The organism is Pseudomonas rustica (assembly GCF_049959085.1).
Classification (GTDB): Bacteria; Pseudomonadota; Gammaproteobacteria; order Pseudomonadales; family Pseudomonadaceae; genus Aquipseudomonas; species Aquipseudomonas rustica.
This window is the reverse complement of record NZ_CP188200.1, coordinates 4,060,393-4,083,245: the sequence shown is the minus strand read 5'-3', so window position 1 is coordinate 4,083,245 and position 22,853 is coordinate 4,060,393. Positions and strand designations below refer to the sequence as shown.

Annotated in this window: 24 protein-coding genes, 1 tRNA gene and 1 pseudogene; 6 read left to right on the top strand and 20 right to left on the bottom strand. The window is 59.3% G+C overall.

Going from position 1 to position 22,853, the window contains the following annotated elements; genetic code table 11:
* Positions 1-66 precede the first annotated feature (66 nt).
* The gene (locus ACP3TY_RS18510) at positions 67-981 is read left to right on the top strand and encodes a LysR substrate-binding domain-containing protein (protein ID WP_426618161.1); all 915 of its coding nucleotides are present in this window, start codon (positions 67-69) and stop codon (positions 979-981) included.
* Between the two features lie 7 nt (positions 982-988).
* Here the strand turns inward: ACP3TY_RS18510 and ACP3TY_RS18505 are convergent, their stop codons facing one another.
* Positions 989-1,273: a type II toxin-antitoxin system RelE/ParE family toxin gene (locus ACP3TY_RS18505; RefSeq protein ID WP_426618160.1), complete on the bottom strand. Its 285-nt coding sequence runs from the start codon at positions 1,271-1,273 to the stop codon at positions 989-991.
* Complete coding sequence (relB, locus tag ACP3TY_RS18500; RefSeq protein WP_426618159.1) at positions 1,263-1,502, bottom strand: type II toxin-antitoxin system RelB family antitoxin; 240 nt, start codon at positions 1,500-1,502, stop codon at positions 1,263-1,265. The genes ACP3TY_RS18505 and relB overlap by 11 nt, the downstream gene beginning before the upstream one ends.
* Positions 1,503-1,666: 164 nt before the next feature.
* On the opposite strand from relB, the gene fos reads away from it, so the two are divergent.
* The 4 genes from fos to ACP3TY_RS18480 all read left to right on the top strand — a co-directional run bounded on the left by fos (position 1,667) and on the right by ACP3TY_RS18480 (position 3,687).
* Positions 1,667-2,083 carry a fosfomycin resistance glutathione transferase gene (fos, locus tag ACP3TY_RS18495; protein ID WP_401242510.1) on the top strand — a complete coding sequence of 139 codons (417 nt, stop codon included), beginning with the start codon at positions 1,667-1,669 and terminating at the stop codon, positions 2,081-2,083.
* A 60-nt stretch (positions 2,084-2,143) separates the two neighbouring features.
* The gene (locus ACP3TY_RS18490) at positions 2,144-2,782 is read left to right on the top strand and encodes a LysE family translocator (protein ID WP_426618158.1); all 639 of its coding nucleotides are present in this window, start codon (positions 2,144-2,146) and stop codon (positions 2,780-2,782) included.
* Between the two features lie 168 nt (positions 2,783-2,950).
* Positions 2,951-3,109 (top strand): KGG domain-containing protein, encoded by a 159-nt coding sequence (locus ACP3TY_RS18485; RefSeq protein WP_082341401.1) that lies wholly within the window; start codon positions 2,951-2,953, stop codon positions 3,107-3,109.
* Between the two features lie 74 nt (positions 3,110-3,183).
* Positions 3,184-3,687 (top strand): DUF4142 domain-containing protein, encoded by a 504-nt coding sequence (locus ACP3TY_RS18480; RefSeq protein ID WP_426618157.1) that lies wholly within the window; start codon positions 3,184-3,186, stop codon positions 3,685-3,687.
* Positions 3,688-3,867: 180 nt separating this feature from the next.
* Here the strand turns inward: ACP3TY_RS18480 and ACP3TY_RS18475 are convergent, their stop codons facing one another.
* A complete protein-coding gene (locus ACP3TY_RS18475) occupies positions 3,868-4,278 on the bottom strand; it encodes a low affinity iron permease family protein (protein WP_426618156.1) in 411 nt (136 codons plus the stop codon).
* 139 nt (positions 4,279-4,417) lie between these two features.
* On the opposite strand from ACP3TY_RS18475, the gene tam reads away from it, so the two are divergent.
* Positions 4,418-5,233, top strand: a complete 816-nt coding sequence (gene tam, locus ACP3TY_RS18470; RefSeq protein ID WP_426620497.1) for a trans-aconitate 2-methyltransferase — start codon at positions 4,418-4,420, stop codon at positions 5,231-5,233.
* 222 nt (positions 5,234-5,455) lie between these two features.
* Here tam and ACP3TY_RS18465 read toward each other — a convergent pair whose 3' ends face one another.
* The 17 genes and pseudogenes from ACP3TY_RS18465 to ACP3TY_RS18385 all read right to left on the bottom strand — a co-directional run bounded on the left by ACP3TY_RS18465 (position 5,456) and on the right by ACP3TY_RS18385 (position 22,827).
* Positions 5,456-6,184, bottom strand: coding sequence for a class I SAM-dependent methyltransferase (locus ACP3TY_RS18465; protein WP_426618155.1), 729 nt, complete (start codon positions 6,182-6,184; stop codon positions 5,456-5,458).
* A gap of 72 nt (positions 6,185-6,256) precedes the next feature.
* A complete protein-coding gene (locus tag ACP3TY_RS18460) occupies positions 6,257-6,664 on the bottom strand; it encodes a type II toxin-antitoxin system HicB family antitoxin (protein ID WP_426618154.1) in 408 nt (135 codons plus the stop codon).
* Positions 6,665-6,700: 36 nt separating this feature from the next.
* Positions 6,701-6,881 (bottom strand): annotated as a pseudogene (locus ACP3TY_RS18455) (type II toxin-antitoxin system HicA family toxin).
* A 225-nt stretch (positions 6,882-7,106) separates the two neighbouring features.
* Positions 7,107-8,372 (bottom strand): type II toxin-antitoxin system HipA family toxin, encoded by a 1,266-nt coding sequence (locus ACP3TY_RS18450; protein ID WP_426618153.1) that lies wholly within the window; start codon positions 8,370-8,372, stop codon positions 7,107-7,109.
* Complete coding sequence (locus ACP3TY_RS18445; RefSeq protein ID WP_159814210.1) at positions 8,365-8,682, bottom strand: helix-turn-helix domain-containing protein; 318 nt, start codon at positions 8,680-8,682, stop codon at positions 8,365-8,367. The genes ACP3TY_RS18450 and ACP3TY_RS18445 overlap by 8 nt, the downstream gene beginning before the upstream one ends.
* Positions 8,683-8,950: 268 nt before the next feature.
* Positions 8,951-9,024 (bottom strand) — tRNA-Gly (locus ACP3TY_RS18440).
* A 158-nt stretch (positions 9,025-9,182) separates the two neighbouring features.
* Positions 9,183-10,067, bottom strand: coding sequence for an alpha/beta fold hydrolase (locus ACP3TY_RS18435; RefSeq protein WP_053118011.1), 885 nt, complete (start codon positions 10,065-10,067; stop codon positions 9,183-9,185).
* Between the two features lie 318 nt (positions 10,068-10,385).
* A complete protein-coding gene (locus ACP3TY_RS18430) occupies positions 10,386-11,078 on the bottom strand; it encodes a pseudouridine synthase (protein ID WP_426618152.1) in 693 nt (230 codons plus the stop codon).
* Positions 11,079-11,111: 33 nt separating this feature from the next.
* Positions 11,112-11,342, bottom strand: a complete 231-nt coding sequence (locus tag ACP3TY_RS18425) for a cysteine-rich CWC family protein (protein WP_053118015.1) — start codon at positions 11,340-11,342, stop codon at positions 11,112-11,114.
* The gene (locus ACP3TY_RS18420) at positions 11,335-12,822 is read right to left on the bottom strand and encodes a sensor domain-containing diguanylate cyclase (RefSeq protein WP_426618151.1); all 1,488 of its coding nucleotides are present in this window, start codon (positions 12,820-12,822) and stop codon (positions 11,335-11,337) included. Before ACP3TY_RS18420 ends, ACP3TY_RS18425 begins: the two co-directional genes overlap by 8 nt.
* A 216-nt stretch (positions 12,823-13,038) precedes the next feature.
* The gene (gene atzF, locus ACP3TY_RS18415) at positions 13,039-14,811 is read right to left on the bottom strand and encodes an allophanate hydrolase (RefSeq protein ID WP_426618150.1); all 1,773 of its coding nucleotides are present in this window, start codon (positions 14,809-14,811) and stop codon (positions 13,039-13,041) included.
* 24 nt (positions 14,812-14,835) lie between these two features.
* Positions 14,836-18,483 (bottom strand): urea carboxylase, encoded by a 3,648-nt coding sequence (uca, locus tag ACP3TY_RS18410; RefSeq protein WP_426618149.1) that lies wholly within the window; start codon positions 18,481-18,483, stop codon positions 14,836-14,838.
* 253 nt (positions 18,484-18,736) lie between these two features.
* Complete coding sequence (locus ACP3TY_RS18405; protein ID WP_426618148.1) at positions 18,737-19,378, bottom strand: urea amidolyase associated protein UAAP2; 642 nt, start codon at positions 19,376-19,378, stop codon at positions 18,737-18,739.
* Positions 19,379-19,389: 11 nt separating this feature from the next.
* Positions 19,390-20,115 (bottom strand): urea amidolyase associated protein UAAP1, encoded by a 726-nt coding sequence (locus ACP3TY_RS18400; RefSeq protein ID WP_042704882.1) that lies wholly within the window; start codon positions 20,113-20,115, stop codon positions 19,390-19,392.
* Positions 20,116-20,140: 25 nt separating this feature from the next.
* A complete protein-coding gene (locus ACP3TY_RS18395; protein WP_426618147.1) occupies positions 20,141-20,929 on the bottom strand; it encodes an ABC transporter ATP-binding protein in 789 nt (262 codons plus the stop codon).
* A complete protein-coding gene (locus ACP3TY_RS18390) occupies positions 20,926-21,741 on the bottom strand; it encodes an ABC transporter permease (protein ID WP_077571513.1) in 816 nt (271 codons plus the stop codon). The genes ACP3TY_RS18395 and ACP3TY_RS18390 overlap by 4 nt, the downstream gene beginning before the upstream one ends.
* An 18-nt stretch (positions 21,742-21,759) precedes the next feature.
* Positions 21,760-22,827 carry a putative urea ABC transporter substrate-binding protein gene (locus ACP3TY_RS18385; RefSeq protein WP_426618146.1) on the bottom strand — a complete coding sequence of 356 codons (1,068 nt, stop codon included), beginning with the start codon at positions 22,825-22,827 and terminating at the stop codon, positions 21,760-21,762.
* Between the last annotated feature and the right edge of the window lie 26 nt (positions 22,828-22,853).

Genomic DNA, 22,853 nt, shown 5'->3' with positions numbered 1-22,853 from the left:
AACAGGTTTTGCTGGACTCTAGAGTATTCGTCGCGCAGATTTAAATTCCGTTTCGTCATCCAGAACATGCATCAAATGAATGATCTGCGCCGCATCGACCTCAACCTGCTGGTGATCCTCGACGCCTTGCTCAGCGAGCAGCACGTCACCCGCGCCGCCGAGCGCCTGCACCTCAGCCAACCGGCGGTCAGCCATGCGCTGGCGCGTCTGCGCGATTTGCTCGGCGACCCGTTGCTGGTGCGCGCCGGTGCAACCCTGGCTCCCACCGCACGAGCGCTGGAACTGGTCGCACCGCTCGCTGAAGTACTCGCTCAAGTGCAATCGCTGCTGGCACCAAACACCTTCGATCCCGCCAGCGCCCGACGCACCTTTCGCGTGGCGATGTCGGACTACGGCGCGGCGATCATCCTCCCCGATCTGATCCGAACCCTGCGCCGCGAAGCGCCGGGCATCGACCTGCAAATCAGCCACGCCAGCCGCGAAGGCATGCTCGAAGGCGTGCTCAATGGCGATATCGACCTCGCCGCCGGCGTCTTCCCGGAAATGCCCCACGAATTGCGCAGCACGCTGCTGTTCGAAGAACGCTACGTCTGCCTGCTCGACCGCCAGACCCTGCCGGCCAACGGCGTGCTCGATCTGCCCACCTACCTGTCGCGCCCGCATGTCTTGCTGGAAATGCGCGGCAGTGGCACACCGGAAATCGAGCGAGCCCTGACGACACTGCGCGAACGCCGTCGCGTCGCGATCAGCCTGCCGCACTGGAACGTCGCGCCGCAGTTGATCAGTGGCACGGATTTGATTCTCACCGTGTCATCGCGCAGCGTGCGCGATTTGGTGCATGGGGATTTGATTGTTGTGCCGCCACCGTTTGATATTCCGGCGTTTACGTTTGTGCTGGCTTGGCACAAGCGACGGGGTGGGGATCAAGCGTTGAATTGGTTGAATCGGAAGATTGATGAGGGGATAGGGCAGTTCGTGTGAGTACTTGCTACCAGTTTTTTGGCGGGAGGCGTCGGGTATGGAAGATGCGTAAAACTTGCAATCGACCCTGACGAACACGATACGGAATCAAGTAGGGGCGATCAGGGACTGCCCACTCCCGAGTTCCGGGCAAGCGTCCTTCGCGCCCTGAGCTGGGAAATCGAGTGAGATTATCGACGCTGGCAAAAATGGCCTGAACAAACTCCGAAGCGGCCTTGGGATTCTCAATTGCAATGTAGGCAGCTTCGTCATCGAGATTTTTTAATGCGGTTTTCAGCCACTCAACGCGCATTTGCATTCCATTTTTCAGCGATCGCCCGAACCTCATCAGCAGTCGCGAAATCACCTGCATCGGCTTCTTTCAGTGCTTGCTGGATCTCTTCAATTTGCCACGCTTCTCTTGCGAGATATTCACGCAATGCATCCACCGCCAAGTATGACTTACTGCGGCCGGTAGCTTTGGCGAGGTTGGCAAGAGTATCGGCAATTTCATCCGGGATACGCAGAGACATGACGGACATGGTGGTCTCGATGTAGTGATTTGTAGTGCAACATACTACAGCGTCATACTCACGAAGATCAGCCGTTCGTCTATCCAACAACATCGGGCAAGGATTCGGTTCGAATTAAGCTGTATTTACAAATCCGCCGACTCTCTCCCGAACCTTCAGAGGTTACTGATCCGATGCTCACCGGCCTCAACCACCTGACCCTCGCCGTCAGCGATCTGAACCGCAGTCTGGCGTTTTATCGTGACGTATTGCAGTTGCGCGTCGAGGCGACGTGGGACGCCGGTGCCTATCTTTCGCTTCCGGGACTGTGGCTGTGCCTCTCGTTCGATCCATTACGCACTAGCGAGCCGGGCGCCGACTACACCCATTACGCCTTCAGCCTCAACGCTGCGGATTTTGCGCTATTCGTACAAACGCTAAAAGCAGCAAACGTGCGGGAATGGCGCGATAACCGCAGCGAAGGTGCGTCGTTCTATTTTCTCGATCCGGATGGCCACAAGCTCGAAGCTCACGTCGGCGATCTGGCCTCGCGACTCGCAGCGTGTCGGCAGAAACCGTACGCCGGCATGCGTTTTTACGACGGGCAGTGATCAGGCGCAATCGGCTGATATAGACTGGCCGCCACGTGTTCTGGCGCTTGCAGGTTTTCCATGACTCTATCGTTGCTAATGGCCGTTCTGGCCTCGGGTTTCATTTACGGCATCACGCCGGGGCCGGGTGTGCTGGCGGTGTTCGGTATTGGCGCGGCCCATGGGCGACGGGCCGGGGCGGGGTTTCTCTGCGGGCATCTGCTCGGCGATGTGGTCTGGTGCAGCACGGCGCTGATCGCGATTGTTGGCGCTCGGGAAATCGGCAGCACGGCATTCGACGTGCTCGGCGTGCTCAGCGGTCTATACTTGTTCTGGCTCGGCTGGCGCGCGGTGCGGGCGCAGCGACGCAATACGAATGAGCCGCAGGGCGCGGCGCGCAATCCATTCTGGCACGGCATTCTGTTCGGGCTGACCAATCCCAAAGCCTACCCGGTGGCGGTGGCGACGTTTACTGCGCTGCTGTCGAGCCGTGCCGAGCTGCTCAACTGGTCGATGCTGCCGGCGCTGATCGCCCTGAGCTTCCTTGGCGGGCTGCTCGCCTACGCTATTCTCATCGGTGTTGTCGGCGCGCAGCGGGTGCGCACGCTGTATCAGCGCCACGAGTTGCTGATCACCCGGTTGTGCGGGGTGATGTTCATCGGTTTCGCCATCAACGCGTTGGTGCATGCGTTGCCGGGGCTGATGCCGAACAAGGCTTGAGGGTGACTGTACATCGCGCAGCGCGGCAATCATCGGGCGCTGCATTAGCTGATTGCGCTTCACCGTTCGTCAGTGCATCGACAACTTTTCTAAACCTTTGCCGGCCAGAAAATTCTCAATCTAGGCGGGCACCTGCTCGCCACGATCATTACCAAGAGGTAGAGAATCATGCCTAATTCAAGAAACTCGAACTCGGGAAACTTCGCTAACGATCGAACGAAGGCGTCTGAAGCCGGTCGCAAAGGTGGGAAAACCACTACAACGACTGTCGACAAAGACCCTGCGAAAACAGAAATGGGCCGCAAGCCCGGTCAGAAATCGAAGTAGTCAGTGAAGTCGTTTTGATTGAGAGGCGGGGGCGTAAGCTCCCGCTTGAATTTTGAGAAAAGGAGGGCGCGACCATGAGCCGGATGGCCACCCGTTTACGCAATTTGAGTGTTGTTTCGCTGTTGAGCCTGTGCGCCACCAGTGCTTTTGCCCAGTCGCCTGCCGATTTCATCAACGATGCGTCGGCCAAAGGCATGGCTGATATCGAAGCCAGCCGCTTGGCCCACGGGAAAACTGAATCCAAAGAGGTCAAGGATTACACCATCGTGGTGATCAATGACCGCACCACCGCCAATCAGCATCTGGCGAAAATTGCCAAGAAGCTCGATTTGCCGATCGCGCCGCGCGAAGAAACCGCCGACAAGGCTAAAGAGCTGATTCCAGAGGTGAAGGACGGCGCAACGTTTGATCAGGCCTATGCCGCGAGTCAGGTCAAAGCCACCGAAGAGGCCATTCAGCAGATCGAGCAGGAAGCGCAGACCACTGACGTGCCTGAGATCAAAGCCTTCGCCGACGAGACCCTGCCGAAACTGCAGAATCACCTGGAAATGGCGAGAGCCTTACAGGCCAGCCGCTAATCTCACAGACAACACAGATCCCCTGTGGTGAGGGGATTTATCCCCGCTCGGCTGCGCAGCAGTCGTTAAACCATTCAATGCAGTGTGTCAGGCTGAATTCGGCAGCAAGAAATGGGGCTGCTTCGCAGCCCAACGGGGATAAATCCCCTCGCCACAAGTGTTTTTATTCGCCCGATAAACCTAGCACTCATTCAAATCCTGCTTCGACTTGCTCTTCTCACCCAGCCCTTCAAGGTTAAACACCTCGCCCTCGCCCAACGAGCGGTAATGCCTGCGCAACGCCTCCAGTTGCTTCAAATCCAGCGCTTCCAGCCCGAGCATCGCGTTCTGCGCTTCCTTTGTCACCAGTAGCAACTCATCAATCTTCAAATGCAGAATGTCGGTGTCGCGGTTCTGCGTGTTCTGAATCAGAAATACCATCAGGAACGTGATGATCGTGGTCGAGGTGTTGATGATCAGTTGCCACGTATCGTTGTAGTCAAAAATCGGCCCACTCATCCCCCACAGCCCGATCAGGATCAACGCCCCCATAAACGTCTTCGGGCTACCGGCCCACAGAGCAAGCTTCTGGGAAATCTTCGCGAATTTCATAGCCGTATTCCTTATTGGGGGGAGTGCATGAAATTCAGACACTGACGGCGTTGTGAAAATTCTAATTACAAATCAGCGAATGGAACCGGACGTTGGTAGGGCAGCGCCGGCCAGTCGGATCACGGTATGGTAGCGGCAACTGTTTTTTCCAGGTTTTGAAGCAAACGCCTTACAGGAGAACGCAATGAGTTGGTCCGCCAAGCAATACGTCGCTTTCGAAGATGAACGCACCCGTCCGGCCCGCGATCTGCTGGCGGCGATTCCCACGGCAGAGGCGCGAGCGGTGGTTGATATCGGTTGTGGCCCGGGCAATTCGACGGAGCTTCTGCTGCAGCGTTTTCCTGAGGCGAAAATCTGCGGGCTGGACAGCTCGGCCGACATGATCGACGCGGCACGCAAGCGTTTACCGCAGTTGCAGTTCGAGGTGGCAGAGATTGATCGATGGGCGGACGCCGGGCCGTTTGATGTGATCTTCGCCAATGCCGTGTTGCAGTGGGTGCCGGATCACGCAGCGTTGTTGCCCGCGTTGGCCAACAAGTTGTCGGCGGGCGGCAGTCTGGCGATTCAGATGCCGGATAACCTCAACGAACCGTCCCACCGCTTGATGCGTAAAGTCGCCGCCAATGGCCCGTGGGCCGCGAAGCTCGCCGGCGCGGCGGGACAGCGGACGGACATGGCGAGTGCCAGCGATTATTTCTCGATGTTGCGCCCGCACTGCGCGCGGGTCGATGTCTGGCGCACGACGTATCACCATCAATTGTCGGCTGGCGCAGCAGGGGTGGTTGAGTGGTTCAAGGGTAGCGGGTTGATTCCGTTTTTGAGTCCGCTGACTGAAGCGGAGCGGGCGGAATATCTGGAGCAATACCTGAGGGAAGTCGCGAAGGCTTATCCGGCGTTGGCGGATGGGTCGGTGCTGTTGCCGTTTCCGCGATTGTTTATCGTTGCGACTCGCTGAAACGAACGAATGCTTTGTTCGACTTGAGAGCGGTGGGATGGCGTCAAGCGAGCCCCTCACCCCAGCCCTCTCCCAAGGGAGAGGGAGCTGATTTGGGGGCTTTTCAAATCCTGAGTTCGGCTCGATATCGCAGGTCGACGTAGCTTTGGACGGCATCTCGGTCAGTTCCTTCTCCCTCTGGGAGAGGGCTAGGGTGAGGGGCTATTCCAAGGTTGAATCCATTCAACGCTGCACCGCGACCAGCATCATCATCGGCCGCTCCCGCTCTTCCGCCAGTGCCGGTTGCGCCGCCACCTCGGCATCACTTGGCCCCCATTCGTTGACATGACGAATGGTGAACCCCGCCTCAATCAACGAATTGAGCAACGTCCCGATCGTACGATGCTGCTTGATCACGCCCTCGGCCAACCAATGGGTCACCCGCTCACCTTCCATCTGATAACTGTCCAGCGGCCAACGCTTGTTGCCCCCGCTATCAACCAACCACCCCGGATTACGCGGGGCCATAAAAATCGGATGCTCGATGGAAAACACAAAGTGCGCACCCGGTTTCAACGCCGCATAAAGATGAGCAAACAGCCCTGACAAGTTCTTGATGTAGTGCAGCGCCAGTGAACTGTACGCCAGATCAACACTGCAAACCGGCAGGTCGAGCTGCTCAAGATCGGCACGTTCATAACGAATATTCGTCGCCACCGTAGTCTGCCGCGCGCGATCCAGCATCTTCTCCGAAACATCCAGACCCAGCACATTGGCGGCGCCGCTCTCACTGGCCCAACGGCTGAACCAGCCATAACCACAACCCAGATCGACCACATTCAAACCATGCATGACCGGCAGCAACGCCTTGAGCGCCGGCCATTCCGGCGCGGCATCGAGCCCGCCGATGGAGCGGTTCATCTGGCTGTAGCCCTGGAAAAACTCGGGATCGTCGTAGATGTTTTGCGTCATGGGATGAGTGCTCTTTCAAAATGTTGTCGCAGTGAATGGCTCATTTCCAATGCCCTTAAGACAAAGACGAATTCAACCCTGCTGCAACACCTTCAAAGCCGCCGACGCGAGAAACCCCGAGCGGCTCCTTTCTTCCGGATGGTGCAACACATACTCATCAATACGATTAAGCAGGTGCCCCGGCAGGGTGATGTTGAGCTTCTGGGCTTTGCCCAAATATTTGACCACGTCGATGTCCACCACCGCCCACGCGCAACCGGCGTATTTCGGATTGGCCACATTCACGCCCAGTTTGCTGGCGGACGGGATAGGCGCACCGTCCTCGGCCAGAATCTCGAAATGGCCTTCGATCGCTTCGCGAGCCATGGCGACAGCATCGTCGAGGTCATCACCTGCGGAAAAACAGCCAGGAATGTCCGGCACTTCCACGCCCCAGGCGTGTTCGTCATCACCTATTGAAATCGCAATCGGATAAAGCATGTGTGTTGTCCTCCATGGCGCAACTGACTGAGTGAGTCAAAGCAGCGCCTGCTGCAAAATACTGATGGCCGTTTTTTTGAGCAAGATCCTTCTTCGGATGCGGCACAGTGACCAATCCGGGTTTGCTCGGATGCTTGAAGTGATGGTGACTGCCTCTGATCCGCACCAGATACCAACCGTCTGCGACGAGTTGGCCGATTAAAAAACGGCTATTCACAACACCTCCTTGTGGTGTGCTTGGTAGTTACTATACCTACTGGTTTTTTGTGATCAACAGTGGAGCCACCGAAAGGTCATCGTCCGCTGATGACCTCAATGGTTTATGCAGTCTAGGAAGGGTAGGAAAAGGCGAGCGGAGAGTGTGTTGCAAAGGGTTGCGTCCGCGCGCAGCAACTCACTAGAAACCAGCCGAATAGCGGGTTCATATCGCAGAAGTCCCAGCTTATTTCCGACGCAGATTTGCGACGTTATTGTCGATCCGGTTTTGGATAGTGAGCAGTGTCTCCCGGGTGATCAAACCGGGATAAAGACGTTCGGCCGTCACTGAAAACTCACTGGCAATGTCGCAAACCCCATCAATCATTTCAGCGGCTTTATTGGCTGGAACCTCTGCTTCCTGCGCAAGCTTGAGCATGGCCTTGCGGTCAATCTCCAGGGCTTCACCCATCACGTCCATCTGATGATATCCACCAGGCCCCTCGCAAAAAGTGACGTCGTAAGCCGGCGCCAGCTTCCAATCGCCGCTGGCAGTCATGAGGTAGGCGAAGTTTTTCGGGTGATCGTCGCGGTTGTTGAAGGCGACATTAAAAACCACGCGTTCGAATGCGAGTGCTTTTTCTCGAACGTCGTTGGTGCATTTGTGAGTGGCGCGCAAGAAATTGACGTAATCCAATGCACCCGGGGATTGGAAATCCGCGCCGGTATAAGCCGCGAGACGTTGCATGGGCGCGCGTAAGCCATCTTGTCGATCGAAGCGTCTGCTGGCGAAGGCGGCCATTCCGTCAGGCAGGCTGAAATACTGAGTGTCAGGTGTCTGGATGCCGCACATGCGCAGGCATTCGGCGTAAACCATTTCTATGGCGCAGACTTCGGGGTGTTCTTGCTGTGCGGGGAATTTCACCAGCCAGGCTTCAAACCCCGGCGTGGCCGCAGTGGTAAAGATTTCGGTTTCAGGGTCGCGATAAACCAAAGCCTTGGGTCTGGCGCCTTGCGGAGAGCCTCCTACCAGCAGCAGTTTTTGCAGGAGTTCGCCACCTTCGCCTTTGAGCACTTCGCGTACTTCGGCTGCCAGCAGGGCAATGGGAACGTGGATCTGCGGTTCCAGCGCTTCGGGTGCAACCGGCTCAAACGACATGGCGCCCATGGCATTGTTGCCGATGTAGGCCAGTCGCTCCAAAGGGCCGATTCGCGCCGGGTTGAGCCCGCGACGTTTGAACAAGCGATCCATCAAAAGCATGCCCCAGCCGTCAGGCAGGGAATCATAGACCGGGCCGGGCAGACTCATTTGATGAGACGGAAAATCCCGTCGCAGCCGGGCTCCCTCCAGTGGAAGGCGCAAGGACGATAATTCCAGTCCTTTCTTTTTGGCCTCATCACTGAACTCAAACGCAATGAGCGGCCGGCCGGTCAAGGCCGTTGTGGAAACGAGCGTGCCCCACCGCCAGCGTTCGCCCCAGCCATCGTAGAAGACATCAACCTGTTCAAGCATCGTCGGATTTCCTTTTGATGCGATGACGCTTGGCGCTTTTTTCGTAGCGCAAGATGTCATCGAGGGTATCGAGCTTTGGCTGGAACAACCCTTCAAGTTCTTTACCACGTCCAAGCACCATGGCCACTCGCACCAGGCTCTCGAAACTCACATTGCGCCCGGCTTCCATGCTGGACACTGTGTTGCCACCGACGCCGGCGCGTGAGGCCACATCGGCTTGCGACATGCCAAGCGCCAAGCGCTCCGTACGTAGACGTGAGCCCAGTTTTTTAATGATTTCGTCAGGCGTGCTGAGGCTTAAGTCCAACATGATGTGTGTACTGCCTGGAGAATGCTTCAACGAATGAAAGGTGCGATCACTCAAAATCGTTTAGCGAGAAACGATAACTCCTGAATATTGTGGCTTATCTTCTGAAATTAGCAATAACTCACAAAATAAGGGAATTAAATAAAGGTGGGACGCCTCGTGTTCACTGCACTTGCCAAACCCCGGACACAAAAAAACCGGCCCTATAGGCCGGTTTTCTGTATTCCTGCATCCCCCGTCAAAAAAATCACGACGTGAGACAAAATTTGATTGGAGCGGGTAGAGGGAATCGAACCCTCGTCGGAAGCTTGGGAAGCTACTGTTCTACCATTAAACTATACCCGCTCAGAGCGGCTGACTTTGTACCAGACTCGGCCACGGATTTGAAGTTTTTCTTTTGCAAAAGAGCGCTTTGTATCGTTGAAAACGGTCAATCGCGGGCGAGCACTGCGGGTCGCAAATCAAAAGCTCAACCCCGCAGGCTCGCGCGCGACGACACTTTTTCAAATAGCCAATGCATGTTGATCCTGAACAAACGAGTAACGCGTTCGGCTGGTTTGCTGCGCCGGTTTCAGAAAGCCGAGCAAGGCGTTCTGGCTATCGCGGCACGCCGCTTTGTGCTCCATATCGAGAAAATGCCCGGTGGCTTGCAGGGTGGTGAAGGTGCTCTGCGCGACGTGGTTGCCGAACAGGCGCGCATCGTCGGCGGCGGTGTATTCGTCCCATTCGCCGTTTAAAAACAGCACTGGCACGTTGATCTTTTTCGCCGCGTTCAAGTAGCACTGCCGGTCGCTGTGCAGCACGTCGCTGATGTGGAAATGCATCTGCCCGTATTCGTGCTCGGCCAGGCTGCTGACGTGGCGGTAGTTGAAGCGCTTGAACAGCGAAGGCAAATGTTTGCCGATGGTGTCGTTGACCAGATGGCCGACGCGGTCGCCGTCGCGCTGGCCGAGGTAGTCGACGCCACGTTCAAGGTAGTCGAGCATGTGCGCGTTGATCACCGGCGAGAACGAGCTGATCACCGCCCGTTCGATACGCCGAGGCTGGTGGGCGAGGGCGACCAGAGTCGCAGCACCGCCCCAGGAAAACGACAGCACGTGCTCTGCGCCAAAGTGGTCAATCAGCTCCAGCAGGATTTGCCCTTCGACTTCCTTTGTCAGATGTTTCTCGTGGCGGTTGTGGGCTTTTGACCGACCCGCGTAGGGCTGGTCGTAGCAGACCACGTTGAATTGCGGGTGCAGGTTCTTCACGGTTTGTGCAAACGACGCAGTCGTGGCCATCGAGCCGTTGACCAGAATGATGGTCTTTTCTGCGGCGTCTGCGCGATAGAACTCCGTGTAAACCCGATACTGACCCTGTATATCCAGCACAGCGATTTCTGGCCTCATGTCATAAGACTCCTGGCAAGCAAGCGGGTATGCGCGCAATGGTGAGATTGCACGAGCTTTGTGACAGGTAGGCATACGCCTGGAATTTGCTTGGCCCATGTCGATCCGATAAGGCAGGTCGACGGGTATTGTTATTGGCGGGCAGTTTGTCGGCTGAGGCGCAGCCCTTGGGGCTGACGACCGACAAAAAGTTTCTTAGAGGTATGTTGTGACTCGTCGGTCACATTTCGGCCGACGTCCTGATTCAAGCAGGGGAGGCAGGATCGCGCAAGTGCCGTTGGTAAATTGTTCGACAACTTCTGCTCAGCGGTCGCGGGCTTAGAACAAATGAATCTCTTCGGTGCGCAAAGCGCGGTACTCGCCCGGTTTTAGCGCGTCATCGAGCTGTAACCGCCCCATGGATTCACGGTGCAAGCGCAGGACTTTGTTGTTGAAGAAACCAAACATGCGCTTCACCTGATGATAACGCCCCTCGACGATGCTCAGCCGCGCCGAGCGTGGGCCGAGCAGCTCCAGTTGCGCCGGCTGCGTGGTCAGATCCTCGAACGCGAAGTAAATCCCCTCGGCAAAGGTGATCGCATATTCCGCGCCAATTTCCTGCTCGGTCTCGACGTAATAGACCTTCGGCAGTTTGGTCTGCGGCTGGGTCAAGCGCCGCGACCACGCGCCATCGTTGGTGATCAGCATCAGCCCGGTGGTGTTGAAGTCCAGGCGCCCGGCGATGTGCAGGTCGTCCTTGTCCGGTTCATCGATCAGGTCGAGCACGGTCGGATGCTGCGGATCGCGGGTGGCGCTGACGCAGCCGGGCGGTTTGTGCAGCATGAAATAGCGCGCCGGTTTGCCGACTTGCAGCACTTCGTCATCAACCTCTACGCGACTGAACTCCAGCACCTCGCTGTGCGGATCGCTGACGACTTTTCCGTCAATCCGCACGCGCTTTTCCACCAGTAACAGGCGCACCTGCTGACGGTTGAAGCGCGGTAGATTGCTGAGGAAACGGTCGACGCGCATGTTCAGTGTTCGATCAATGAAGGGGCGCGCATCTTACGGGATCGGCCGCTTGGCCGCTTGCAGTTGCGCCTCGACCTGCGCGCAACGCGGGCACAGGCACGATTGGTTGCGCAGTGCTGGCGGCAGCGCTTCGAGCACCGCCGGGTCGATGCTCACGCCGTAGCACCAGCACTCGCGGTCGGCAGTGCGCGGGTCGGCCAGGCTGCAGTCGTTGCGGGCGCCGCAGGCCGGGCAATGGTCGGGTTTAACGTCGGAATCAGGCATAAGTCGAGTGAGGCATTTCCACGCAGGTGCGGTTGCGGCCGGTTTGTTTGGCCCGGTACATCGCATGATCGGCCCGCGACAGCAGACTGTGCAAGGTGTCATCGCGTTGCAGGGTGGTGGCGCCGATGCTCACCGTCAGATTCAGGGTGTGACCGTTGTAGGCATATTCCTGTTGTTCGACGTGCTGACGAATTTTCTCGGCGATGTTCTGACCGGTGTCGCCGTCGGTGTCCTTCAGCAACACGATAAATTCCTCACCGCCCCAACGGCAGACGATGTCGGCGTGGCGCAGGCAACTTTGCAGATCGCGGGCGAAGCCAATCAACACCTGGTCACCGGCCATGTGTCCGTAGGTGTCGTTTAGCGCTTTGAAGTGATCGAGGTCGATCAGCAACGCCGTCAGCGGTTTGGTCTCGCGTTGTGCTTCGTGCAGGGCTTGCGCGGCAAGCAGGTCGAAGCCGCGACGGTTGGGCAGTTCGGTGAGGCTGTCGAGGGTTGCCTGCGTTTGGATCTTGCGCTGATAGCGTTTGATCACGCGATTGAGCAACGCCAACACGCTCAGCGTCACCAGCAAGCAGATCAACAGATTGAGATAGAGCGACTGACGGATTTCGCTCAATGCACCGTCTTCGCGTTTATCGACGAACAGGTACCAGTTCAGCTCGGGAATGAAGCGCACGTTGAGAAAATGTCCCTGGCCTTCAGCGGAATACTCATAGCTGCCGCTGTGCGGTTTCGGCAACTGACTGACCAGACTTTTCATGCTCTCGATTTCGCCAAGACTCTGGCCGATGTGCGCGCCTTCCGGGCCGCCCTCGGCGCCGGTCAACACCAGTCGGCCGAAGGTGTCGACAAAGTACACGCTGCGTTGATAGCGCTGCTGGTATTTGTCGATCAACTTGATCACTGCGTCGACGGTCAAACCGACGCCGGCCGCGCCGATGAAACGCTCGTGGTAGTCGTAGACTTTGTAGTTGATGAAAAAGGTCAGGTTGTCCTTGTTGGCCAGATCGGGGTCGACGTTGATCTCGTACGGATCCTTCATGTCGCGCACGCGGAAGTACCAGGCGTCGCGCGGTTCTTCGACTTTGATCTGCTTGAGCACGCCTTTGGCGTGGTAGTAGGTGAGGGTGCTATTGGAGACGAAAAACGCGGTGTAGGCGCCGTAATGGGTCATGACCTCGTTGAGGTACCGGGTCATTTGCTCGGGGTTTTGTTCGCCGTTGACCACCCAGTCGCGCATGAAGGTGTCGCGGGACATCATCGAGGAAATCAGGATCGGTCGGACGAGGTCTTTCTGGATTTCCGAATAGACCGTGTCGGACGTCAGCGGCAGCTCGGTGTTGACGATGTTGTCGCGGATCGAGGCGCGCGAGGCGTAGTAGCTCAGCAGGGACGTGGCAAGGAAACCGGCGCCGAGCAGGGCGATCAGCGTGAGTACCAGCGAGCGTTGGGAGTACAGCGCAGATCGATGCGGCATGGCAGTTCCGTTGGCAGTGGCCCGATGGCATGCATTCTAGTGGGACTGCGGGGAAATAACTGCTCCATGTGCGGCGCGAATGGTCGTTCCTGTCTTCGGCAGGGTTATACAAGAACCTGTGGGAGCGAGCCTGCTCGCGAAGGCGCCGGGTCAGTCAACATTGAAGTGTCTGGCACTGCGCTTTCGCGAGCAGGCTCGCTCCCACAGGGGGCGCGGTCAGGCCAGGGTTTTCAGGTAGGCCCGCCAGCCGCCGAGATGGCTGATGTCTTTGGCGCCTTCAAGACCATACGGCTCACAGATAAACCCACTCTCCCAGCGCCCGTCCGCCAATTGCACCTTGCCCAATCCCAACGGTGCCGGAATCCCGGTCAGAAACGAACCCAACTCGCTGCTCGGCAACTCCCACACCTCCACCGCAATCGCCACGCCGCCGTCTTTCACCCGCACCATTCCCGGACGCAATGGCGGGCCGCCGGCCAAGGCGTGCAGTTGATAATCCTGCGAGCTCAGCGTGGTTTCCAGCAACCGCCCACCGCGCTGCGTCAGTTGCCAGTTCAACGCCAACCCTTGCAGATGTGCGCCACACACGACGATTCGCGCACGATCATTGCGCGCTACGTTCGCGGGCGTCGGCAATGCAGTGTCCTGCTGACGCTGCATCGCATCCGCCACACTCAACAGATATTGATCGGTAAACACCCGCCCAAACAACGTCACGCCCCACGGCAATCCATTGGCCATAAACCCGCTCGGTACGGCGACGGCGGCGTAGTCGAGCAGGTTCATGAAGTTGGTGTAGTAACCCAGTTCGGAATTGCGCAGCACCGGTTCGGCGTGCAGTTCGGCGAGTGTCACCGGGCGGCCGATGGTCGGCGTCAGTACACAGTCGAGACCTTCGAGCGCTTGATCGCACAGCGCTTTCAACGCTTGCAGCCGGTACTGCGCGCGGAAAGTCTGCACGCCGCTCACCGCCGGGGCTTTGGCCAGTACGGCGCGGATCACCGGTAAAACGGCTTGCGGATTCTGCTCCATCAATTCGCCGGCAACGCTGTAACGCTCGGCGACCCACGGTCCTTCGTAAAGCAAACGTGCGGCTTCAAGGAACGGCGTCAGATCCAGTTCAACCGCTTCGCCACCCAAGGCCTTGAGTCGGTCGATGGCATCGCCGAACAACAGCGGCCCTTCAACACAACCGAAAAACTGCAGATCCTGCGCACGCGGCACACCGAAACGAAATGGCCGCGGCGCACCAAACGCCGAGCCATCATTCCACGACGGATTGCGGCGGCTGTACTCATCGCGCGGATCGAGTTTCGCCGTCAGCGCCAGCAACTGACTGGCTTCACGCGCCGTTGCGGTAAACGTGGTCACGCAATCCAGCGTACGGCACGCGGGCACCACACCGGCGGTGGAAATCAGCCCTTTGCTGGCCTTCAATCCGAGCAGATTATTCAACGCCGCCGGCACCCGACCGGAACCTGCGGTGTCGGTGCCCAAAGCAAAACTCGCCACGCCCAAGGCCACCGCCAGCGACGAACCGGCGCTGGAACCGCCCGATGGATATTCCGGCAATACGCTGTTCGGGCAGGCGCCGTAAGGCGAGCGGCTGCCATTAAGGCCCGTGGCAAATTGATCGAGGTTGGTCTTGCCCAGCGGAATCGCCCCCAACGCGATCAGTTGCTCGACGATGGTCGCCGAGCGCTCCGGCACATAAGCAAAATCCGGGCACGCGGCGGTGGTCGGAATGCCGGCCAGATCGATGTTGTCCTTGATCGCAAACGGCACGCCGTACAGCGGCAGACTGTCGAGATCACGACCATCGAGCGCCGCCAGATACGGCTCCAGTTCGGCGACGCTGAGCAGGTGGATGAACAGGTGATAATCCGGGTTCAGCGCGGCTGCTTTGTCGCGCAGTGTCGGCAGCAGTTGACGCGGTGTGGTGTCGCCATTGCGATAGGCCTGGCGCAGAACATCGAGTTGCAGATTCATGAGTTGATCCTTATTCAATTGGCTTCAGTCGAGTTCCAGCACCACGACCCGTTGTCCCGCACGCACCGCCGAACCGGGTTGCACACGGATCTCGCGCACCACGCCGGCCATCGGCGCGAGCAGCGGAATCTCCATCTTCATCGACTCGAGAATCACCAGCACATCGCCGGCCGCAACACGGCTGCCAGCCTCGACCTGCACCTGCCAGAGATTGCCGGCGATGTGGCTGTCGACGCTGTGTTCACCCTCCGCCAGCAGCGCGTCCTCGCAGGATTCGACCACCGCTTCTTCGCTGTCGAAATGCGCCTGACCACTGGCGATCCAGCGTTCGCGTTCGGCATTGAAGGCACCCTGTTGCTGAGCGCGAAAGGCGCTGATGCCCTCGGCTTCACGACTGAGAAACGCTTGGTAATCGGCGAGGTTGAGGTGGCTGTGTTCGATGTTCAGATCGAAGCGCCCCAGCGGAAAATCGCGGCGGATGCGCAGCAGTTCTTCAGCGCTGACCGGGTAGAAACGGATCTGATCGAAGAAGCGCAGCAGCCACGGTTTACCGTCAAACGCCGCCACTTCGCGGTAGCGATTCCACATCTGCAAGGTACGCCCGACAAACTGATAACCACCCGGGCCTTCCATGCCGTACACGCACATATAAGCGCCGCCGATGCCCACCGAATTCTCGGCCGTCCAGGTGCGCGCCGGGTTGTATTTGGTGGTCACCAAACGGTGGCGCGGATCGAGCGGCGTGGCCACCGGCGCACCGAGGTAGACATCGCCGAGGCCCATCACCAGGTAGCTCGCATCGAATACGGTGCGCTGCACTTCGTCGAGGTTCGGCAGGTCGTTGATGCGGCGGATGAACTCCAGATTGCTCGGGCACCACGGCGCGTCCTTGCGCACGGTGGTCATGTATTTCTCAATCGCCAATTGGCAGGCCGGATCATCCCAGGACAGCGGCAGATGGACGATGCGCGACGGCACTTGCAGGTCGTTGGCGGCGCACACCGCGTCCCATTCGCCGGCGATGATGCCGAGGATATCGGCGAGCGGCAGTTGCTCCGGCTGGTAATGGATTTGCAGCGAGCGGATGCCGGGGGTGAGGTCGATCACGCCGTGCAGGGCTTTGTGTTCCAAGGCTTGCATGAGCGCGTGGGCGCGAAAACGCAGGACGAGATTGAGCTCCGGCTCGCCGATTTCCAGCAATAGATGCGTATCCCCAGAGACACGCGCAACAAGCCGCACATCCCCCTGACCCAACGACAACACTACAGGCGACACCAAACCCTGTGGGAGCGAGCCTGCTCGCGAATGCGGTGGATCAATCAATACTGAGTTGTCTGAAATATCGCGTTCGCGAGCAGGCTCGCTCCCACAGTGGAGATCCCATTTCAGGGCGAGGTTGCGGGCGGTTTTGAGGTCGATCGGAATGAACTGGACTTTATCGCCCGCCTTGAGCTGCCCCAGCTGCCACAAATCCGCCTCGATCACCGTCACCGGGCAGACAAATCCGCCAAGGCTCGGGCCATCCGGGCCGAGGATCACCGGCATGTCCCCGGTGAAATCCACCGCGCCAATGGCGTACGGATTGTCGTGAATATTCGACGGATGCAACCCGGCTTCACCTCCGTCCGCGCGTACCCATTCCGGCTTCGGCCCAATCAGCCGAACACCGGTGCGGCTCGAGTTGAAATGCACTTCCCATTGGGTTTCAAAGAACGTGCCGATGTAGTTCTCAGTGAAATACTCCGGCGCAGCGTGCGGGCCGTAAATCACCCGAATCTGCCGCACCGCAGGTAACGCGGTGACGTGTTCTTCAGCCAGTTGTTGACCGCTGCTGCGATCAGTCAGAGCAGGCACATGCAACACGTCACCCGCGCGCAACGCGCGACCAACGTGGCCACCAAACTGACCCAACGTGAAAGTGCTTTTGCTGCCCAGATAATCCGGCACCTGCAAGCCACCGCGCAGGCACAGATAGCTGCGCGCCCCGGCACCGCTGATGCTACCCAGATGCAACGTCGCACCCGCCGGGATCAGCAGGGCGGTATTCATCGGCACGCTGTCACCCTCAAGCGTCAGCGCGATCGGCGCACCGGTCACCGCGATCACCGCTGCACAATTGAAGCGCAGCAACGGCCCGCTCATGGTGATTTCCAGCGCCGCCGCGCCTTCAGCATTGCCGAGCAAGCGATTGCCCAGACGCAGCGCGCGGCTGTCCATCGGCCCCGACGGCGGCACACCGACCGCCCAGTAACCGAGGCGACCGGGATAGTCCTGCACGCTGGTTTGCGTGCCTGCGCTGAGCACTTCAAAAGTGTTGGCGCGATAGTCCAGACCTTCCAGACAACGCGTCCACGGCTCACCGCTGGCGAACGGCGTGTCGAGCAGAATCTGCCGCAGGTAATCACGGTTGGTTTCCACGCCGTACAACAGACTGTCGCCCAGCGCTTGATGCAATTCGGCCCGTGCCTGCTCGCGGGTGGGCGCCCAGGTAATGACCTTGGCGATCATCGGATCGAAATACGGCGGGATCTCGCAACCCGCCTCAACCCACGTGTCGATGCGCAGTTGAATGCCGTTGGACGGCGGAAACTGCACAGCCGTCAGCAGGCCCGGGCTCGGCTGAAAATCACGTCCTGGATCCTCCGCATACAGCCGCGCCTGAATCGCATGGCCTTCGGGTTTCAACTGACGAGACAACTCGTTCAGTGGCGGCAGATCACCGGCGGCCAGCTCCACCATCCAGCGCACCAGATCCACGCCCCAGACCTGTTCGGTGACACCGTGCTCGACCTGCAAGCGCGTGTTCACTTCGAGGAAATAGAAGCGCTGCGCCTCGCTGTCGAAAACGAATTCCACGGTGCCGGCGCTGCGGTAGTTAACGGCTTTCGCCAGTTTGATCGCCGCCGCGCACAGCTCTTCGGCCATGCCGTCGGGCAGGTTTGGTGCCGGGGTTTCTTCGAGGACTTTCTGATTGCGCCGTTGCACCGAGCAGTCGCGCACGCCGAGGGCGATGACTTCACCGCGACCGTCGCCGAACACCTGCACTTCCAAATGGCGGGCGCGCTGGATGTACTTCTCGATGAACACGCCGGCGTCGCTGAAGTTGTTCTGACCGAGGCGTTTGACTGCCTCGAACGATTCTCTCAATTCGCTGGCGCTGCGGCACACGCGCATGCCGATGCCGCCACCGCCAGCGGTGCTTTTCAGCATCACCGGGTAGCCGACTTGTTCGCCAGCGATCAGCGCAGCGTCGAGGCTGTCGAGCAGTTCGGTGCCTTCGAGCATCGGCACGCCGTGCTGTTTGGCCAGGGCGCGAGCGGTGTGCTTGAGGCCGAACACGCGCAGCTGCTCTGGCGTCGGGCCAATGAAGGCGATGTTCTGTGCTGCGCACGCTTCGGCGAACGCGGCGTTCTCGGACAGAAACCCGTAGCCGGGATGGATCGCCGTGGCACCGCTGTGCTTGGCGATGGCGAGGATCTTGTCGACGGCCAGATACGTGCCGGCAGCGGCGCCTTCACCGAGGCTGTGCGCTTCATCGGCTTGCAGGATGTGCAGGCTGGCGGCGTCGGCTTCGGAATACACGGCCACGCCTTTGACCTGCAATGAGGCGAGGGTGCGCAGGATGCGGCAGGCGATGGCGCCACGGTTGGCGATGAGGATTTTTTCGAACATGGCATAACCCCTGAAGGGGAAGCGGGCCGTCCCGCCGTTTTTTGACAGACATCCGGGCCGTCCCGGATGACTTAAATCCACGCTGCACCTGTAGGAGCTGCCGCAGGCTGCGATCTTTTGATCTTGAATTTTCAAAAAGCAAAATCAAGAGATCGCAGCCTGCGGCAGCTCCTACAGGGGAGCGGTTATTTGATGCACTGCCCGGAACGCGCCTGGCACAGGGCGAAAAGCAAGCGGCGTAAACGGCGGATAGTCAGTTCCATACCAGCAGCTCCGCAGGTGTCGGGTTGTAGGCATTGCACGGATTATTCAACTGCGGACAATTGGAAATCAGCACGATCACGTCCATCTCCGCGCGCAAATCCACATACTTGCCCGGCGCCGAAATGCCGTCTTCAAACGTCAGTCCGCCGTCCGCCGTGACCGGCACATTCATGAAGAAATTGATGTTCGGCCCGATGTCGCTTTTGCCCAGTCGCCCGTCATGCACACAGGCGCGCAGGTAGTTGTCGCGGCAGCTGTGCATGTAGCGTTTTTCCAGGGCGTAACGCACGGTGTTGCTCTCTTGCGCGCAGGCACCGCCGAGGGTGTCGTGGCGTCCGCAGGTGTCGGCGACGATGGTCAGCATCGCGTGGCCGAGGTTGGAATAGAGCACGCTGCCGGTGCTCAGATAGACGCTGTTCTGCCGGCGCAAAGTGCGTTGCACGTCGTAGCGTTCCTTGGGATTGGCGACGCTGTAGAACAACGTATCGACCGCTTGATTACCTTCCAGATCAAGGATGCGCAGGGTCTGCCCGGCCTTGACCTCCATCAGCCACGGCTCACCGACCGGGATCGTGGCGCGGTACACCGCAGCGTCGGGTTGTTTTTGCGAAGTGGCGATAGCAACTGACATGGCAGCGATCCTCAGGCAAACAAACGGTCGGTGTTGATAAAGCCGCGCTCATTTTCCGGGCGCGAAGTGCGGCAGTGTTCGGCGACGCTGGCGTCGGCGTTCATCCAGCTCAGCTTCAGCGGTTTTGGTGCATATTCCGGCGCCGGATCCATCGGGTGTTGCAGCGCGGTGAGCACCACCAGCGTGTCCATCGGCGCGTACAGTTCGATGTAGTCGCCGGCCTTGGAATTGCCCTCGACGAAGTGGAAACGCCCGGCCTCATCGACGTTGACGCGGCTGAACAAATTGAGGGTCATCAACAGGTCGGACAGGCCCAAACCCCACTTGCCGAGTTCCACCAACAGGTTGTCGGTGCCGTTGCGAAAGAAGCCGTTGCGCAATTCCTGATAGCGGCCCTGACCGTACTTTTCTGCGACCTCTTCGGCGCAGAGCACACCGCCGAGGCTGTCGCTCCAGCCGCAGGTGTCAGCAGTGATTGCGGCCAGCACGCGGCCCATGTCCGAGTACAGGCAGTGACCGCTGGTGAGCTTGGCGGTGTGTTGGCATTTGAGGCTGTCGGGCAGGTTCAGCCTCTCGGTTTTTTCGTTGGCGTTGAGCAGGGTCAGGCTGACGTTGGCGCCGCCGCGCAGATCGGTCAGGCGCAGCAATTGGCCGCGCTTCAACACGAAGGAACGGTGGCCGCCACCGGGGAGCATTTCTTCGGCGAACGGTGGAAACAGTTGGGTCGAATCAGTCATCGGCTTATTCATCAGAGCAGTCCTCTCAAGCGGTGCGAAGGGCGCCTGCCAGTGGCAACGGCAGGGCGTCGACGGCGGCGCGTTGGGCGCGGCGGTCGCTGTTCAAAGGGATGTCGTAGGTGATGCGTGCGCCATAGGCGCCGGGGGCGTGCGGGTCGAGGCGGACCTTGTCGAACACCAGCAGACGCGTGCCGAGGCTGAAGCCTTCGGACAGATCATGGGTGACCATGAACACGGTCAGTCTGGTCTCGCGCCACAGCTCCAGCAGCAAGGCGTGCATGTCTTTACGGATGCCCGGATCGAGCGCGCCGAACGGTTCGTCGAGCAGCAACACGCGCGGTTTCATGATCAGCGCCTGAGCAATCGCCAGCCGTTGCTGCATGCCGCCGGACAACTGCGCCGGATACTTGTCCAGCGCATGACCGAGGCCGACTTTGTGCAGCAGCGCCGCAGCCTGTTCGCGCGCGTCACGTTTGGCGCTGCCGAACAACCGCCCCAGCAGCGGCGCACGCGGCAATTCGAGGCCGAGGGCGACGTTGTCGAGCACGTTCAAATGCGGGAACACCGAGTAGCGCTGAAACACCACGCCACGGCTGGCATCCGGTTCGCAGGCCAGCGCTTGACCGTCGAGCAGAATCTCGCCGCGACTCGCCGTTTCTTGACCGAGCAGCAGACGCAGGAAGGTCGATTTGCCGCAACCGGAGGCGCCGACCAAGGTGCAAAATTCGCCTTCGTTGACATTCAGGTTCAAGCCTTCGAGCACCACTTGATCGGCGTATTGCTGCCAGACGTTTTTCACGGTGATGAAGCTCATTTGGCCGCCCCTTCATACCAAGGGAACGCCCGCCGCGTCAGGTATTTCAGGCCCCAATCCATCAGCCAGGCGAGGAGGGTGATCCACACCACGTACGGCAGAATCACGTCCATCGCCAGATAACGCCGCACCAGAAAAATCCGGTAGCCGAGGCCGTCAGTGGAGGCGATTGCTTCGGCGGCAATCAGGAACAACCACGCCGAGCCGAGCATCAGCCGCAACGAGATCAGCAAGCGCGGCAGCAACTGCGGCAACACCACGCGCAGCATCAGCGTCCAGGTCGAAGCACCGAGGGTCTGCGCCTTGATCAGCAGTTCGACCGGGATTTCTCGGGCACGCTGCTCCAGATCACGAGCAAGCGCCGGGGTGATGCCGATCACGATCAGCATGACTTTCGACAACTCGCCCAGACCGAAAACGATGAACAGAATCGGCAGGATCGCCAGCGGCGGCACCATCGACAACACCGTCAATAATGGCGACAACGGCGCGCCGAACAGCGGCAGTGTGCCGGCGGCGATGCCCAGGCACAGCCCGGCGAGTGCAGCGATGCCGAGCCCAATGGCCAAGCGCCGCAGACTCGACGCGGTGTCCTGCCACAACAGGTAGTCACCGGTGCGGCTGTCGGCATTGAAGGCCAGACGTTTGACCGCATCGGTCATCTGCACGGCGCTGGGCAGCAGTTTGTCGTTAGGGTTGTCCGCCAGGCGCTCGGCCGAGCCCATGAAATAGGCGAACAGCAGCAGAGCGAACGGCAGGATCACCAACAACAGGCGACTGGGGCGATCCGGGTGGCGATTGATCAGGCGCATGGCCAAATCCTCCGTGGCTTACAGCTTGGCGTCGGCAGCCATCTGCACGTAAGTCGGATCGAAACGCAGCTTGAGGTTGCCGGTGTCGCCGCTGGTCACGCCGTTGGCGAAGGCCATGCCGACCGCGCTGGTGTCTTTTGCGCCTTCACCGAGCAAGCCGTGCTGGAAGGAAAATTCGGCGACTTTGCGCATGGTTTCCGGCAGCTGTTGGCTGGTGGCGAAGTTCAGCGCTTCGCTTGGCGTGGCGAACAGTTTGGTGGTGTCGAGTTGTGCCTGGAATCCAGCGAGATCGGTGCCCGAGGCTTTGGCCATGTGCTCCAGCGCAGCCTTGCTCGCGGCGTTCTTGGCGTTCATCAACTCGACCACTTCGAACCACGCGCCGGTCAGCGCTTTGCCCAGCGCCGGGTTGTCTTTGAGGGTGGCGCTGTTGACCACCATCATGTCCATGATCTCGCCTGGAATCTGGCTGGAATTGAACACTTCGGTCACGCCCGGTTTGGCCTTGATGTCCGAGAGCATCGGGTTCCAGGTCGTCACTGCGTTGACCTGGTCGGTGTTGAAAGCGGCGGAGATGTCGGCGTCGGACGTGTTGACCACTTTCAGGTCTTTTTCGGTGAGGTCGACCGAATCCAGCGCGCGGGCCAGCAGGTAGTGCGAGACCGACAGTTCAACCAGATTGACGTCCATGCCCTTGAGGTCGGCGACCTTTTTGCCGTCGCCCTTGAGGACGATGCCGTCGTTGCCGTTGGAGAAATCGCTGACGATCAGCGCGGTGCTGTCGACGCCGCCGGCGGCCGGAATGGTCAGCGCATCCATGTTGGTCATGGTGCAGCCGTCGAACTGGCCGGCGGTGTATTGATTAATCGATTCGACGTAATCGTTGAGCTGCACGACGTCGATCTTGATCCCGTATTTCTTCGCCCATTTATCGACGATGCCCTGGCTGCCGGCGTATTCCCATGGCATCCAGCCGGCGTAAATCGTCCAGCAGACGCTGAAGTGATCTTTCTGAGCGGCGGGGGCTTGGCTGCTGATAAGCGCGGCGAACGCGGCGGCGAGCAGGGCGGGCAAACGTAGTCGGGTCATGGCGGATTCTCCAGTTGATCAAGGGC